Origin of the sequence: Pseudoxanthomonas spadix (genome assembly GCF_003703395.1) — a bacterium.
Classification (GTDB): domain Bacteria; phylum Pseudomonadota; class Gammaproteobacteria; order Xanthomonadales; family Xanthomonadaceae; genus Pseudoxanthomonas_A; species Pseudoxanthomonas_A spadix.
Window position 1 is genome coordinate 1 of sequence record NZ_RDQN01000007.1, and the last position, 15920, is coordinate 15920.

General features: G+C 67.1%; 10 protein-coding genes. 6 read left to right on the plus strand and 4 right to left on the minus strand.

The genetic code is table 11. The features are described 5' to 3' along the window. The first annotated feature begins 434 nt into the window (after positions 1–434). Positions 435–1082, plus strand: a complete 648-nt coding sequence (locus tag D9R12_RS11595; protein ID WP_122230671.1) for a hypothetical protein — start codon at positions 435–437, stop codon at positions 1080–1082. Positions 1083–1089: 7 nt separating this feature from the next. Here the strand turns inward: D9R12_RS11595 and serB are convergent, their stop codons facing one another. Together serB and D9R12_RS11605 are read right to left on the minus strand one after the other, a co-directional pair. Next, a complete protein-coding gene (gene serB / locus D9R12_RS11600; protein WP_122230673.1) occupies positions 1090–1803 on the minus strand; it encodes a phosphoserine phosphatase SerB in 714 nt (237 codons plus the stop codon). Positions 1804–1869: 66 nt separating this feature from the next. Continuing rightward, positions 1870–4689, minus strand: a complete 2820-nt coding sequence (locus D9R12_RS11605; RefSeq protein WP_210538899.1) for a cation-translocating P-type ATPase — start codon at positions 4687–4689, stop codon at positions 1870–1872. 335 nt (positions 4690–5024) lie between these two features. Here D9R12_RS11605 and D9R12_RS11610 point away from each other — a divergent pair, with 335 nt between their 5' ends. The 3 genes from D9R12_RS11610 (at position 5025) to D9R12_RS11620 (ending at position 9736) form a co-directional block, all read left to right on the plus strand. Then, positions 5025–5876, plus strand: coding sequence for an XOO1806 family protein (locus tag D9R12_RS11610; protein ID WP_122230677.1), 852 nt, complete (start codon positions 5025–5027; stop codon positions 5874–5876). A 225-nt stretch (positions 5877–6101) separates the two neighbouring features. Then, entirely contained in the window at positions 6102–8969 is a 2868-nt protein-coding gene (locus tag D9R12_RS11615) for a TonB-dependent receptor (RefSeq protein ID WP_122230679.1), read from the plus strand. 98 nt (positions 8970–9067) lie between these two features. Next, complete coding sequence (locus D9R12_RS11620; RefSeq protein ID WP_122230681.1) at positions 9068–9736, plus strand: TIGR02466 family protein; 669 nt, start codon at positions 9068–9070, stop codon at positions 9734–9736. A gap of 183 nt (positions 9737–9919) precedes the next feature. Here D9R12_RS11620 and D9R12_RS11625 read toward each other — a convergent pair whose 3' ends face one another. Next, the gene (locus tag D9R12_RS11625) at positions 9920–11476 is read right to left on the minus strand and encodes a tetratricopeptide repeat-containing sulfotransferase family protein (protein WP_122230682.1); all 1557 of its coding nucleotides are present in this window, start codon (positions 11474–11476) and stop codon (positions 9920–9922) included. Positions 11477–11673: 197 nt separating this feature from the next. Beyond that, on the minus strand, positions 11674–12273 hold the full coding sequence (locus D9R12_RS11630) for a TetR/AcrR family transcriptional regulator (protein ID WP_122230684.1): 600 nt from the start codon (positions 12271–12273) through the stop codon (positions 11674–11676). Between the two features lie 124 nt (positions 12274–12397). Between D9R12_RS11630 and D9R12_RS11635 the strand changes: the two genes are divergently transcribed. Then, positions 12398–13345, plus strand: coding sequence for an alpha/beta fold hydrolase (locus tag D9R12_RS11635; protein ID WP_043290395.1), 948 nt, complete (start codon positions 12398–12400; stop codon positions 13343–13345). Then, positions 13342–15816: an acyl-CoA dehydrogenase gene (locus tag D9R12_RS11640; RefSeq protein WP_122230686.1), complete on the plus strand. Its 2475-nt coding sequence runs from the start codon at positions 13342–13344 to the stop codon at positions 15814–15816. The genes D9R12_RS11635 and D9R12_RS11640 overlap by 4 nt, the downstream gene beginning before the upstream one ends. Positions 15817–15920: the final 104 nt, after the last annotated feature.

The window sequence follows — 15920 nt, forward strand, 5'->3', positions numbered from 1 at the left end:
AGACGCGATACGAAGCCCTGCGCCAACGGGGCAAGTGCGCCAAGGTCGCCATCACCGCCTGCATGCGGGTACTGCTCACCCGCCTCAACGCCATGGCCAGAGACCAAACTGAATGGAGAATGACAGGCGCCTGAGAAGACAGTTGCTCCTACGAGGGATTGGGAATCGTCTGATGGCGCGGGGAGCCTGGGTCGAGCAATGTCGCGGCATGCCAATCTGCTCGCATCCGCCACACACCGGCCACCGTGCGCTGCGCAAAGGGCGGCCGGACGCTCCTGACTGGGTTTACGCTGCCGGAGTGTGCTGTCCGCAGCGGCTTTTCATGCCCTGCCGGCCCCACGTCCCGGGATCGCGATGGACACCTGAGATCCCGGCGCTCTAGCATGCCGGCGCGGCGCTCATGGGGAGTGCCGGCGCAACACGGGTAGCAGGGGATGAAGGCAGCGCCGGTGGTATTGGGCATGGTCGCCGTGGTCGCCGGCGTGGCCTGGTGGACACTGCGCGATCGCAATACGGCTGCCCCGCAAGGGGTGCAAGGCGCATCGGCCTGCAGCCTGCCGCCGCGCGTGCCTGCCGGCGACAGTCCGCTGCAAACGCCGATCAGCGGTCGCCCGGGGACGTTCGCGCACAACGGCTACACGCTCACGCCGCTGGCCGGCTTCAGCATCGATGCGCGCGTGCTGTCGCGCCAGACCTATCGATTCGGCCGCGAGGCACAGTTGTCTCCCCTCGACCTGGCCCTGGGCTGGCAGCGCATGCGCGAGGATGCGGTGCTCTCGCAGCTGCGGATCAGCCAGTCGTCGCGCTGGTACCACTACAGCTGGGCCAACCAGCCGCCACTGCCGGTTGACGAGATCGTCAGCAGCAGCGCGAACATGCACATGATTCCGGCCAACCAGGCCATCGCCGCGCAACTGTCCAGGGTCGAGCGCGACGACAACGTGCGTCTGGATGGGTGGCTGGTCGAAGCCAGCGCAAGCGACGGCTGGCACTGGCGCAGCTCCACCTCGCGCCAGGACAGCGGCGGTGGCGCGTGCGAAGTGGTGTATGTCTGCGCAGTCACTCTTGCCCCCGCGCGTTAGCCGCGCATCATTTCAGCAGCTGCAGCAGCCGGTCCAGGCCCCCCTGGTCGAGGGCGACATCGGCCACCTCGCGCACCTTCGGCTTGGCATGAAAGGCCACCGACAGCCCCGCCGCCTGCAGCATCGGGATGTCGTTGGCGCCATCGCCGACCGCGATCGTCTGCGCAGGATCGATGCCCATCAGCGAGGCCACGTCCAGCAGCGTGGCGCGCTTGACCGCGCCATCGCAGATCTCGCCCCAGACCTGCGGCAGCACGCGCCCGGTCAACGCGCCGTCGGCCACTTCGAGCAGGTTGGAGCGCACGAAATCCAGGCCCAGTCGCGCGCGCAGGCGCTCGGCGAAGAAGCTGAAGCCGCCCGACACCAGCAGCACCTTCAGGCCCGCAGCCTTGCATGCGGCCAGCAGGGTTTCGGCGCCTGGCGTCAGGCCCAGGCGCTGGTCATAGACCGCCTGCAATGCGTCCACCGGCACGCCCTTCAACAGCGCCACCCGCTGGATCAGGCTCTGGCGGAAGTCGGCAATCTCCCCGCGCATGGTCGCCTCGGTGATCGCGGCGACTTGCTCCTTCAAGCCCACCGTCGCGGCAATCTCGTCGATGCACTCGATGGTGATCAGGGTGGAGTCCATGTCCAAGACGATCAGCCGGTAGTCGGCCAGCGCCCGCACGGTGCGGGCCCGGCGAATCGACAGGCCAGGCGCGAGTTCGATCCAATCGGTCATGGGCAAGGCAATGGTCGGCGTGGGGTTGCAAGGGTAAGCATCCGGCCGGGCGCCGGATAGGGGCGCTCAGCCGGAAGCGGCAGCCTTGCGCCGCATCCGGCGCAGGAGCCGTCCAGCCAGCTTGTCGAGCTCGCGCAGCCACAGCACCGAGCTTGCGGCCGCGGCACAGGCCGCCCAGTCCGCCGCGCTCAGCGCGGTGGTCGAAAAGGCCTGCTGCAGGGGCGGCAGGTAGATGACGGCAGCGTGGAGCAGCAGCGACAGGGCGACGGCCGCCCACAGCCATCGGTTCGCCAACAGCCCGCCGAACGCGCTGGCCCGGTCCGAGCGCGCGTTGAACACGTTGAACAGCTGGGCCATCGTCAGCGTGGTGAAGGCCATGGTCTGGGCATAGCCGATCGTGCCGCGTCCTTCGATCAGGCCGCCGGGCAGGCATGCGTCCAGCATCAGCAGCGTGGCGGCGGCCATCACCACCCCGACCGACACGATGCCGGCCCACATGGCCGGGGTGATCACCCGCTCGGACCGCGGCCGCGGCGGCTCGCCCATCACCCCAAGGCCTGCCGGTTCGACGCCCAGGGCCAGCGCCGGCGCGCCATCGGTCACCAGGTTGATCCACAGGATCTGGGTGGCCAGCAGCGGCAGCACGAGCTCCCCTTCGCCTGGCGAGGCCAGGCCAATCGAGCCGGCCAGCAGCACCCCGAAAAACATCACCATGACCTCGCCGATGTTCGAGGAGAGCAGGTAGCGCAGGAACTTGCGGATGTTGGCGTAGATCGCCCGGCCTTCCTCAACCGCCGCGACGATCGAAGCGAAGTTGTCATCGGCAAGCACGATGTCGGCCGCCTGCTTGGACACGTCCGTGCCGGTGATGCCCATGGCGATGCCAATGTCGGCCGTCTTCAGGGCCGGGGCGTCGTTGACCCCGTCACCGGTCATGGCCACGGTCATGCCGCTGCGCTGCAGGGCCTTGACGATGCGCAGCTTGTGCGCCGGATCGACCCGCGCGAATACCGACACCGCCGGCACGACCGCATCCAGCGCCTGGTCGGACATCGCCTCGATTTCAGCGCCGGTCACGACCCGGCCATCGGAGACCCCCAGCTCGACGGCGATGACCGCTGCCGTCACCGGGTGGTCGCCGGTGATCATGATCGGGCGGATCCCCGCCGCCTTGGCCTTTCCAATCGCCTGCCTGGCCTCCGCGCGTGGCGGATCGATCATGCCGGCCAGCCCCAGGAACACCAGGTCCTGCTCCAGCCCCTCGTCGAAGACCTCGCTCGCCGCGGCATCGCCGGGGAGCGCGCGGAATGCGAGCCCGAGCGTGCGCAGGGCCTGACCGGCCAGCGCGTCATTTACCGCTGCGATCTGCTCGCGACGGGCCGCGGTCAGCGCCTGCGCCTGTTGGCCCACCCATTCGTGCGAGCAGCGCGCCAGTACTCTGTCCGGTGCGCCCTTGGTCAGCACCAGGCACCGATCCGACGTTTCGGCGTCCAGGTGGACGGTGCTCATCAGCTTGCGTTCGGAGGAGAACGGCACCTCGCCAATGCGCCTGAAGCGGGCGCCGAGCGTGGCCGGGTCGAGTCCGGCCTTGCGCGCGGCCACGATGAGTGCGCCTTCGGTCGGATCGCCCTGCACCGTCCAACGCCCGTCCTGTTCGACCAGGACCGCGTTGCTGGCACGATCGGCCACGGTCAGGGCGCGGAGAAGTTCGGCGCGCAGGTCCTCATCCAGCGCAGCGCCATCCTCGCGGCTGACTTCGCCCTGGGGGCCGTAGCCGGTTCCGCCGAAGACCACCCGTCCGCTGGCGGTGGCCAGGATCCGCACGGTCATCTCGTTGCGGGTCAGGGTCCCGGTCTTATCCGATGCGATCACGTTCGCCGAGCCCAGCGTTTCCACCGCCGCCAGGTGGCGCACGATGGCGTGCCGCCTGGCCATGCGCTGGACCCCCAGCGAGAGCACCGCAGTGACGATCGCCGGCAGGCCCTCCGGCACGGCGGCCACGGCCAGCGCCACACCCAGGATCAGGACGTCAAAGACCGCGGAAAATCCGCGCACGTCCTCGACCATCAGGATGGTGGCGATCATCACCACTGCGATCGCCACCACGATGGTGCCCAGCAGCCGGCCAACCCGGTCCAGCTCCTGCTGCAGCGGCGTGGTCTCGCTCGGCACGCTCTCCAGCATGCCGGCGATGCGTCCGATCTGGGTCCGCATGCCGGTGGCCGTGACCACCGCGCGGCCGCGCCCATAGGTGACCGTGGTGCCGGAGAAGATCATGTTGTGGCGATCGCCGACCGGGGCCTCGCCCGGGATCGGCGCGACGCTCTTGCTCGCCGGCTGGCTTTCTCCGGTCAGTGCAGCCTCGGCCATCTGCAGCGAGATCGATTCGATCAATCGCGCGTCGGCCGCGATGGTGTCGCCCTCCTCGACCAGCAGGAGGTCACCAGGCACGATCTCGGCGGCCGGGATGCGCTGGCGCACGCCATCGCGGATCACCGTGGCCTGGGCCGCCGACAGCTTCTGCAGCGCGGCCACCGCGCGCTCGGCGCGGGCCTCCTGCAGGTAGCCCATGATCGCGTTCAGCAGGACGATAGCAAAGATCGCCAGCGCCTCGAAAGGCAAGGCGGAGTCGCGTTCGACCAGCCACAGCCCGGCCGAGATCAGTGCCGCCACCAGCAGCAGCACGACCAGCACGTCGGTGAACTGGGCCAGGAATTTCCGCCAGGCCGATGGCTGGGCCTGCTCGGTCAGGGTGTTCGCCCCCAGTTCCTGGAGCCGCCGCGCCGCTTCCTGCCCGCTCAGCCCGGCGTGCGCGTCGGTCTGGAGCGAGGCGAGGACTTGTTCGGCGCTCTGCCGATGCGGTTCGCTCGCAACCGGCTGGGACATGGTGTGCTGCATCGCCGTTTCCAAATTCGTAGCGCGGTCGGTGGATCAACGCGATGGCCCGGTGCCGGGAAGAAGCACCGTGCCCGGGCGCGGAATGCCCGACCCAAGTCCGGTCCAACGGGCCGCAAGGCCGCCTGACTTTAGTCGATGCGGCGTGCATCCCTTCATCACCTGAACTGCGCGCATGCTGATGCCATGCTTGACTCGCAGCAGAGCCAGTTGCCGACGAACGGCACCTTCTGCTGTTGACTTGTTAAATAAACATAAATCGAATATGGTTTGACCCCATCACGCTGCGGGAACTTCTTCCCACCGGCGTCTGTCAGAGCAGAACCATGCGCCTGCGCCCCCGTCGACCGCTACTTGCCCTGATGTTGGCCTTCACCATGGCCAGCTCCGGCGCGCTTGCGCAATCGCGCAGCGGCACGACCATGCTGCCGGTGTGGAACAGCAACGGCCAGGTGGAAGGCGCACTGATCCTGGAACCGACCAGCGAGGCCGCCACCGGCGCGCGTTGGCGGCTGGGGCGCAACACGCTCAGCGCAGCCTTCGGACTGGACTCGGGTGATTCGCTGGGCCTGCTGTGCAACAACCGCAACGGGATCGGCAACAGCATCAGCAGCCTGATCACCACCTGCAACGTGGCCATGCTGGACGATGACACCAACAGCCAGCGCCTCAGTGCCGCCACCACCTTGAGCCGTCCCGGCGGCAAGGTCGGCCTGAGCGTGGGCAACGGCCACGACAGCCTGCCGGCCTGGATGAGCCCGGGCACCTCCAACCCGAGCGCCGGCCGTTTCGAGCAGAACGACCTGGCGGTCTTCGGCCAGAAGAACATCGGCCGCGAGGGCTTCGTCACCATCGGTGGCACCATCGCCCACGCGCGCCTGGTCCCGGCCTCGGAGCTGGGCAACATCCCGGACCAGTGGAACAGCCGCAGCCTCAGCGTCGGTGGCGGCTACGGCGCCTTCAGCGGCAGCATCGTCGGCCGCGTGGTCGATGCCCCGGGCCAGCCCGGCAAGTGGGAAGGCCTGGGCGTCGGCCTGACCTGGCGTACCCCCTGGAGTGGCCGGCTCACCGTGGGCGCCGAGAACATCGTCACCAGCGGCAAGAACCCCTTTGCGCCGGACAACGCCCTGGAAGCCGAGGGCGCCGTGCCGTACGTGCGTTACCAACAGGACCTGTAGCCCGCATCCGCAGGCCAAGGACAAAAGGCGCCTCCTGGCGCCTTTTTTGTTGGGCGAACATCGCGAATTTGTTACGCGATTGTCACGATATCTGCATCTTTAACGGGACTTTAATTTACCAAACCACCCGGTTACCATCGATTCACCTGGTGGTTGGGTGCGCTCGCCTGCTCCCGCCTGGGCCCCACCCCTTCGGGTTACAAATCCACATTCTGGAGAGAACCAATGAACTGCAAGACCCACAAGCTGCGCGACGCGGTCGTCCTTGCGCTGTTCGCAAGCACCGTCAGCGCAGGCAGCGCCCTTGCCCAGGAGTCGACGACCCCCGACCCCACCACCCTTGACCGGGTCGAAGTCACCGGCTCACGCATCAAGCGCACCGAAACCGAGACCTCGCAGCCGGTGTTCACCCTGACCCGGCAGGACATCCAGGCCCAGGGCCTGACCTCCATCGGCGACGTGATCCAGAATCTGACCGCAAACGGCACCACCCTCAACACCACTTACAACAATGGCGGCAACGGCGAGACCCGGGTCAGCCTGCGCAACCTGGGCTCCAACCGCACCCTGGTGCTGGTCAACGGCCGCCGCTGGGTCGCCGGTACTGGCCTGGGTGGCGCCACCGACCTCAATACCATCCCCACCGCCGCGGTGGAACGCATCGAGGTGCTCAAGGATGGCGCCTCGGCGATCTACGGTTCCGACGCCATCGCCGGCGTGGTCAACGTGATCCTGCGCACCGATTTCGACGGCGCCGAAGCCAATGCCTATTTTGGCCAGTACGACCAGGGCGACGGCTCGCGCGAGTCCTACGACATCACCATCGGCAGCAGCGGCGAACGCTTCAGCGCGATGTTCGGCGCCACCTACGTGAAGGAAGATCCGGTCATGGCCGGTGATCGCAAGATCTCGGAATTCCCGGTGTACAAGACCGGCACCGCCTTCGGCAGTTCGACCAGCCCCAACGGCCGCTTTGCCGTGTGCAACGGCACCTTCTCCAATGGCCGTTGTTCGGGCACCCAGACCCGCCCGGACGGCAGCGCAGGCCAGTTCGGCTACGACGCCGGATCGACCCCCTCCAACTGGCGCAACTGGGGCACCGGCGAAGACGATCTGTACAACTTCGCGCCGGACAATTACCTGGTGACTCCGCAGGAGCGCAAGTCGATCTTCGGCTCGGCCAGCTTCGACATCACCGACAACGTGCGCTTCACCACCCAGGCCACCTACAACAACCGCCGCTCCGAACAGCTGCTGGCCTCCATGCCGATCGTGCTCGGCACCGGCCCCGGCGCCGGCGTGCAGGCCCGGACCATCAGCATCAGCGCCGACAGCGTCTACAACCCGTTCGGCCGGGACGTGTCGCGGATCCAGCGCCGCGCGCAGGAAACCGGCGGCCGCAGCTTCAACCAGAACGTGGACACGTTCGGCTTCGTCGGCGCCCTGGAAGGGCACTTCGAATTTTCCGAGCGCTACTTCTCCTGGGACGTGGGCATGAGCTATGGCCGCAACGACCAGAACGACACCACCTATGGCCTGTTCAACGTGCTGGCGCTGCGCAACGCCCTGGGCCCGTCGTTCTACGACGCCAGCGGCGTCGCGCGCTGCGGCACACCCGGCTCGGCGATCGATGGCTGCGTTCCATTGAACCTGCTGGGCGGCCAGGGCTCCATCACCCAGGACATGCTGGACTACTCGTCCTTCGTCGCGCACGACGAATACCAGTACAAGATGAAGCAGTACTTCGCCAACCTGTCCGGCGAAATCGTGGAACTGCCGGGCGGCATGCTCGCCTTCGCGGCCGGCCTGGAGCACCGCGAGGAATCCGGCTACGACTCCCCGGACGCGCTGATCGCCTCCGGCAACACCACCGGCAACGTCCGCAGCCCAACCGAAGGCGAGTTCAAGCTGGACGAGGCCTACCTGGAACTGTCTGCTCCGCTGCTGCGCGACGTGTTCCTGGCCAAGGAGCTGGAGATCAACGTGGCGACCCGCTACTCGGACTACGACACCTTCGGCGACACCACCAACAGCAAGGCCGGCTTCAAGTGGCGTCCGTTCGAGGACCTGCTGGTCCGCGGCAACTGGGCCGAGGGCTTCCGCGCCCCGTCCATCTCCGAGCTGTACTCCGGCGTCGGTGACTCGTTCTCGCAAATTGCCGACCCCTGCTCGACCACCTTCGGCGGCATCTACAACCTGCTGTCGCCGGAGCAGCAGGCGCGCTGCCACGCGCAGGGCGTGCCGGTGGGCGGCTATGACCAGGGCAACTCGCAGATCCGCATCAGTGTGGGCGGCAACCCCAACCTGGAGCCGGAAACCTCCACCAGCAAGACCCTGGGCCTGGTCTGGAGCCCGGCCTTCATCGAGGGCTTCGACGCCTCGCTGGACTGGTGGAACATCGAGATCGAAGGCGGGATTTCGTCCTACTCCGGCCAGTTCATCCTGGATGAATGCGTCGAGAACGCCAACGCGCAGGCATGCTCCCTGTTTGTCCGCGCCCCCGGTGGGTCCATCGACACGCTGCTGTCGGCCGGCCTGAACCTGAGCGTCATCGAGGCCGAGGGCTACGACCTGACCTTGAACTACCGCCTGCCCGACACCCGCTTCGGCAGTTTCAGCTTCACCCTGGACAACACCTACTACGCCAAGTACGAGCAGAACGGCGACGGCGACAACCTGGTCGGCGAGTACTTCGACGGCAGCAACAACTGGCGCATCCGCAGCAACCTGATGGCCCGCTGGGAGAAGGGTGACCTGGGCGCGACCTGGATGGCCCGTTACTACTCCCGCCAGGAAGAAGGCTGCCCGTTCTATTACAACGACTACGGCTTTGGCGAGCTGTGCAGCGACGCGGTGCTCGATGCCGACGGCATCGTCGATCCGGACCAGTCCTTCAACAAGATCGGTGCGGCGACCTACCACGATGTGTCCCTTTACTGGAATGCGCCGTGGAACGCCAAGATCACACTGGGCGCCAACAACGTGTTCGACAAGACCCCGCCGGTGTCCTACACCACCTTTGCCAACAGCTTCGATCCGGCGTACGACATCGACGGCCGCTTCCTGTACATGCAATACACCCAGAAGTTCTGATCCGGCCTGGATCAGCGATATCGCGTGATCGCTACGGCCCCTTTCGGGGCCGTAGTGCTTTTCGCTACCCTGTCGATGACATCACTCCCGCACACCCCATGGCCCTGCAGATCGCACCCGTGTTCGCCGTGCCGCTGGCGCAGGCCTTCCTGCCCGAGCCGCAGGCGCTGAATGCCGAACTCAGGCAGCTCCTTTTGGATCGGGAGGCCCAGGGCGGCAAGTATGCCAATGCCACCCCGTCGCTGAAGCAGCAGGCGGGCGTGTTCGAAAGCGACTTCGAGCTTTTTTCATGGCCCGAGCGATGCATCCAGCAGCTCAAGGCGTTCTGCTGGACCTCGCTGGGCGAGGCGCTGCGGGACGTCAATGGCTACTCCGCCGCCGAGATGCAGCGCATTGAGATCTTTTCCCACACCTGGTTTCATGTCACCCGCGATGGCGGGTTCACCGTCCTGCACACCCATCCGATGGCGTCCTGGTCGGGGGTGTACTGCGTGACTCCGGGGGCAAGCGTGGCCGATCGACCCGAGTCCGGCGTGCTTCGCTTCCATAACCCGCACTACTACAGCAATTACTTCATGGATGCCGGCAATGCACGGCAGCAGGCGCCGTATCACCATGGCACCTGGTCGATCATGCTGCAGCCCGGCCAACTGGTGCTGTTTCCCTCATGGCTGCAGCACGAGGTGCTGCCGTTCTACGGCCATGACGAGCGCATCACCATCGCGTTCAACTGCTGGTTCGGGATCAAGCCCGCGCTCCGGCGATAGTCTCAGAGGCTGAGAAAAATTCGACCGCCGTAGCGAGAGCGCCGCCAAGCGTTCGTGACAAGGTGCGTTGGGGGCAAATCCGGGGAGTTTGGTGAGCCAAATGACCCGGATTTGCCCGCAGCGCGCCGCCGGCACGGGCGTTTGGCGACGGTCGCAGTAGGCGGGCGATTTTTTCTCAGCCTCTCAGTACAGCGGCCGCAAGGCCTCGGCCAGCGGCCGCAGGTGCGCCTGGTAATGCTTCCACACCTGGCCCCGGTCGCGGCGCACGCCCTGCCTGGCCAGCGCCGCACTGGCGGTGGCGACCCGACCCGATTCGCGCTCCACCTCGGCCATGGAAGCCTGGTAGGACAACCCGCAGTATTCGGCGACGCGCTCGCCCACCGCCTGCGGGTCCGCCACCAGCTCGTCGTAGCTGACCTGCAGGATGCGGCCGGGCATCACCTCCATCCAGTGCCGCATGAGCCTGGCGTACTGCAGGTAGAAACCGGCCAGTTCTTCCTGCACGTAGGAATAGGTGGCGACGCCGGCAAACAGCGTCCTCAGGTTGGAGAAGCACGTATCCATGGGATCGCGCACCAGGTTGATGATCCTGGCCTGCGGCAGCGCCCTGGCGATGAAGCCGGCGTTCCAGAAGTTCATCGGCAGTTTTTCGGTGAAGAAGGGCTTGCCCCGGCTCAGCCATTGCCCCGCCGAAGCGTAGCCTTTGGCCACCGCATCGTAATCCAGGCCGGCGGCACGTTCGACGATCTCGAAGTCAAGCCGGTTGGCGTACTGGCGGTTGGCGGCCAGCTGCATCTGCGCATCGAACGAACCGGTTTCTCCGGCATCGGCGACCTGCGAGTGGCCCGACAGCATGCGCTCCAGCAACGTGGTGCCGGAGCGGTGCATGCCGAGTATGAAGATGGGGACCGCCGGCTGGTGGACACCACTGGCCGCTTCCACGAAGGACCGGTCGCAACGCTCGATCAAGGCGTCGACCAGGCGTGCATCGTCGCGGGGCACGTATTGCACGTGGCTGCGCTTCACCCGGCAGCCGCGCTCCAGCGCCTTCCATGCTTCCTCGTAATCGCCCAGGTCATGCAGCTCCTTGTGCAGCGCGTAGCACAGGTATGCCTCGCCTTCCTTGCCCGGGTTGGCTTCCTTGACCTGGCGCCGCAGGCGGTCGACATGATTGGCCTGGCGCGTCTGGGTGCGCACGCTCGCCAGCATCCATGAGTTCTGGTACAGCCTGGGATCGGCCACCAGCGAGGCTTCGTAGCACTGCTCGGCCTGCTCGGGTTCGCCGGAGAACAGGTGCAGGTTGCCGCGCACGTAGAGGATCGCCGCGTTGTTCGGGTCGCGCGCCACGCCGCGTTGGGCCATGCGCACCGCGGCCGGGTGTGCGCCGATCGAACTGAGCATGACCACGCCGCGGGCGACCACCGGGACCGGCGCCTGTTCGGCGAACCGCGCATCGGAGAGGCACTGTTCCAGCGCGGCAAATTCATTGAAGAAACGCAGGCGCTGGGCCAGTGCGTAGATCAGCGCCGGATTGCCCGGACGCTGCGCCCATGCGGCCATGATGGCTTCATGCGCCTGCACATGCCGCCCCTGCGTGCTCAGCACACTGGAAAGCCCGATCAACGAAGGCACGTGCGACCGGTCGCTGGCAAGCGCGCGTCGATAGGCGCGCTCGGCTGCGTCCCACTGCTTGCGATCCACCGCCTTTTCCGCTTCCACCCACAACTGATGAGCTGCCACGACATCACCGCCTGATCATGATCGCCGAACGCTTCCGGCGCCCGGTTTGCCGGGGCCGACCGCTCGAATGCGCCATGGTATCTCGCAGTGAAAACCAAAAACCGGGGTCAGAGTCGACTTTCTCCTGCAGTGCCGCCGAGCCCGGTGCAGGCGGGGAGAAAGTCGACTCTGACCCCGGTTTTGGACCCCGGTTTTGGTCAGCTCGGAATCAGCACGGCGATCATGTGGCTGACGTAATCCTCGAACTCCTCGTGCTGCATCCGCGGCTGGTGCAGCTGCAGCGACAGCTGCAGGAAGCCGACATAGGCCGCGTAGGCCAGCCGCGCCCGGTGCCGGGCATCGGTGCGGCCCAGGCCGGCCTGGCGGAACGAGGCGATCAGGTAGTCCAGGCGCCGCTGTGACACCCGCTGGATCACCGGCTGCACCGCCGGGTGGTCCAGCGCCTTGAGCAGCTCGCTGTAAACAATGTGCGACTTGGCCTCGTGGGCGACCAGCAGGAACAGCTGGCGCAGGCGCTCGCGCGGGTCGGGCACCACTTCCAGGCTGCCGAACACGCTTTCCTGTTCCACCATTTCCCAGCGCTCCAGCGCCGCCTGCAGCAGCGCATCGCGGGAAGGGAAATGCCAGTAGAAGCTGCCCTTGGTCACGCCCAGGCGACGAGCGAGCGGTTCCACCGCGACCGCGGCGACGCCCTGTTCGGCGACCAGGTCCAGCGCGGCCTGGGCCCAGTCCTCGGCGCTCAGGCGCGGGGCACGGCTGGACGAAGTGGGACTGGGTGTGGCAGCGGAGGGGTTCATCGCGCCATTTAACCATACGCCAAAGCATGTACAGGTATGTTTTATGCAAGGCAGCGGGGACGTCTTTCGATCAAACGCTTGTATGGTTTGACGCGGATTTCCAGGGTGGTCCATACTTATGCGTATGGTCAACGCCAAACCCACTGGAAAACAGCCGCAGGCGACCTTGGAGACGGTGCGCCTGACCGGGGCATGCGGCACTGGATTGAATGCGACCATGTTCCGGCCGCCAGCGGCGGCGGGTCAGCGGCCGGCGATCCTCTATACCCACGGCTTCGGCCAGAGCGGCGGTGCCTGGCGCAAGAGTGCGATGGCACTGGCCAGCCAGGGCCACGCCGGGCTGACCTACGACGCGCGCGGGCATGGCGATTCCCAGCGCAACGCGCCCGAGCTGCGCTACGACGCCGAACAGTTCGTCGACGACCTGATCATCGTCGCCGGCGAACAGGCCGAGCCGCCGGTGCTGGTGGGGGCGTCGATGGGCGGGCTGTTCGGGCTGATCGCCGAAAGCCGCTGGCCGGGACTGTTCACGGCGCTGGTGCTGGTGGACATCACCCCGCACTGGGAGCAGGCCGGGCTGGCGCGCGTGCTGGAGTTCGCCACTGCGTTCCAGGACGGATTCGCGTCGCTTGAGCAGGCCGCCGACCTGGTCGCCGCCTACCTGCCTCACCGCCCGCGCCGCGCGGCGCAGGCGCTGGCCCCGCTGATGCGCCAGGACGCGGATGGCCGCTGGCGCTGGCACTGGGACATGCGCCTGATCGACGAACTGATCCGCGACAGCGCCCGCCACCAGGACGCCATCGCCGAGGCCGCACGCGGCGTCCGCTGTCCGGTCCTGCTGATCAGCGGCGGACGCAGCGAGCTGGTATCCGAAGACAACATCCGCACCTTTCGCTCGCTGGTGCCGCAGGCGCGGCACGTGCAACTGCCGCGCGCCGGGCACATGCTGGCCGGCGATGACAACGACGCATTCACCGACGCGGTGCTCGACTACCTGGGCACGCTGTCGCGCGCCCGGCACGCCCGCTTCTCCAACACCGACTTCGATCCTGCTTCCGGAGCACGCTCATGAGCATCCTGGTTCCGTTTCTCGCCGTGCTGCTGGCTGGCGGCCTGGCCGCCTACCACCGCATGCGTCTGGCCACCTGGGCGGCGATCAGTGCCTGCGCGCTGGTCGCCTGCTGGCTGCTGGGCGCCAACGCCGCCGCCTGCATCGTCGCGGCGGTGATCGTGGCGGCCATCACCGTGCCGCTGCTGCTGCCGCCGGTGCGCAAGGCGCTGGTCACCGCGCCAATACTGAAGTTCTTCCGCAGGGTGCTGCCGCCGCTGTCGCAGACCGAGCGCATCGCGCTGGAAACCGGCTCGGTCGGATTTGAAGGCGAGCTGTTCACCGGCGATCCGGACTGGCGCAAGCTACTCGATTATCCCAAGCCACAGCTCACCGCCGAGGAACAGGCCTTCCTCGATGGCCCGGTCGAGGAACTGTGCAGGATGATCGACGACTGGGACATCACCCACGTGCGCGCCGACCTGCCACCGGAAGTTTGGGATTTCGTCAGGCAGCACAGGTTCTTCGGCATGATCATCCCGAAGGAATTCGGCGGCCTGGGCTTCTCGGCGCTGATGCACCACAAGGTGATCCAGAAGATCTCCTCGATCTCCTCGGTGGCCAGCTCCACGGTCGGGGTGCCCAATTCGCTGGGCCCGGGCGAACTGCTGGTCCATTACGGCACCCAGGAACAGAAGGACTACTACCTGCCGCGCCTGGCGTCGGGCCTGGAAGTGCCCTGCTTCGGCCTGACCGGTCCGTTTGCCGGCTCCGATGCGACCTCGATCCCCGACTACGGCATCGTACGCAAGGGCGAGTGGAACGGCGCCAACGTGCTGGGGGTCAGGCTCACCTTCGACAAGCGCTACATCACCCTGGCGCCGGTGGCCACGCTGATCGGCCTGGCCTTCCGCATGTACGACCCCGATGGCCTGCTCGGCGACACCCGGGACATCGGCATCACCCTGGCGCTGCTGCCGCGCGACACCCCGGGCGTGGACATCGGCCGCCGCCATTTCCCGCTCAACTCGCCGTTCCAGAACGGCCCGATCCACGGCAAGGACGTCTTCATCCCGCTGAGCCAGCTGATCGGTGGCGCGGACATGGCCGGCAAGGGCTGGAACATGCTCAACGAGTGTCTGGCCGTGGGTCGCTCGATCACCCTGCCTTCCACCGCCTCGGGCGGTGCCAAGTTCGGCGCGGTGGTCACCGGCAGCTATGCGCGCATCCGCAAGCAGTTCGGCCTGTCGATCGGCCGCTTCGAGGGCGTGGAAGAAGCCCTGGCCCGGATCGGCGGCAAGGCCTACGCGATCAGCGCGCTGGCCCAGGCCACCGCCGCAGCCGTGGACCGCGGCGATGTGCCGTCGGTGCCCTCGGCGATCGCCAAGTACCACTGCACCACCATGGGCCGCGAGGTCGTCTCCGATGTGATGGACGTGGTCGGCGGCAAGGGCATCATCCTGGGGCCGAAGAACTTCGCCGGCCGCTCCTGGCAGGCCGCGCCGATCGGCATCACGGTCGAAGGCGCCAACATCATGACCCGCAGCCTGCTGATCTTCGGCCAGGGCGCGATCCTGTGCCACCCGTGGGTGATGAAGGAAATGAAGGCCGCACAGGACCCGGACCACGGCGCCGGCCTGGAAGCCTTCGACCGCAGCCTGTTCGGCCACATCGGCTTCGGCATCTCCAACGCAGTGCGTTCGTTCTGGTTCGGCCTGACCGCCGCGCGCATCGGCGCCGCGCCGGGCGATGCCTACACCAGGCGCTTCTTCCGCAAGCTGGATCGTTACTCGGCCAACCTGGCACTGATGGCCGACGTGTCGATGCTGCTGCTCGGCGGCAAGCTCAAGTTCAAGGAATCACTGTCCGGTCGCCTGGGCGACGTGTTGAGCCACATCTACATGACCAGCGCGATGCTCAAGCGCTACCACGACGATGGCGCCCCGCAGGCCGAACAACCGCTGCTGGCCTGGGCCTTCCACCACAGCGTGCATGAGATCGAACTGGCCCTGTCGGCGGCGCTGCGCAACTTCCCGGTGCGCCCGGTGGGCTGGCTGCTGTGGGCATTGATCTTCCCCTGGGGCCGCCGCGCCGAGGCGCCGGGCGATCGCCTGGGCCATCGCGTGGCCGCGCTGCTGATGGCGCCCAACGCCGCCCGCGACCAGCTGGCCGACGGGGTCTTCCTCACGCCCTGCGAGAACAACCCGGGCGGCCGCATCGCCAGCTACCTGGCCAAGGCCGTGGCCGCCGAGCCGGTGGAACGCAAGTTCATCAAGGCGCTCAAGACCAGGGGCATCCAGGCGCTGGACTTCTCCTCGCAGCTGGACGAGGCCGTGCGCGAGGGCCTGATCACCGCCGAGGAGCGCCTGCAGCTGGAAGAGCTGCGCACGCTGACCATGGACGCCATCAGCGTGGACGACTTCGATACCGAGGAACTGCGCTCGGCCGGCTATCGCCCCGGTCCGATCGGGGCCGCCTCGCGCGAAGCGGCGTAAGCACGCCGCTCAAGGTGGATCTGCAACGGCGGAGCTGGTGTCCGCCGTTGTGCTGTCTGCAGTCTTGCATGGCCCACCGCTGAAGCCCGATCCTCGCAGTCCGG